The following is a 488-nucleotide window of genomic DNA, read 5'->3' as shown; positions in this document are numbered from 1 at the left end:
GTCACGCCGATGGGGGCGGTGACGGGTGCGGTGACCTGGGTGCCGCCGAGGATGCCGTCCTCACCGGTGGTGGTGCCGCCGGCCGCGGGTGCGGTCGGGGCCGTGCCTGTGCCGGTGGTGCCGCCGGTGACGGTGGCGTCGTCGAGCACGGAGATCGCGTTGCCAGTCACGCCGATGGGGGCGGTGACGGGTGCGGTGACCTGGGTGCCGCTGGCGGTGCCGTCCTCACCCGAAGTGGCGGGCGTGCCGCCGGTGGCGGGTGCGGACGGGGTGCCGCCGGTGCCGCTCGTGGCGCTGTCTCCCAGGAGCGAGATGGCGTTGCCGGTCACGGTCACGGGGGCCGTCACCGGGGCGACGACCTGGGTGCCGCTGGCGGTGCCGTCCTCACCCGAGGTGGCGGGGGCGCCGCCGGTCGCGGGTGCGGTCGGGGCCGTGGTCCCGGTACCGGTGGTGCCGCCGGTGACGGTGGCGTCGTCGAGCACGGAGAT

General features: G+C 76.8%; 1 pseudogene. It reads right to left on the bottom strand.

What is annotated here, in order from left to right:
• Window positions 1-488 (bottom strand): annotated as a pseudogene (locus DW309_RS19780) (hypothetical protein); the annotation flags it as partial.

It is taken from the genome of Microbacterium sp. K41, assembly GCF_004794395.1.
GTDB lineage: Bacteria > Actinomycetota > Actinomycetes > Actinomycetales > Microbacteriaceae > Microbacterium > Microbacterium sufflavum.
The sequence above is the reverse complement of the archived record's forward strand: the minus strand, read 5'-3'. Positions and strand labels throughout refer to the sequence as shown.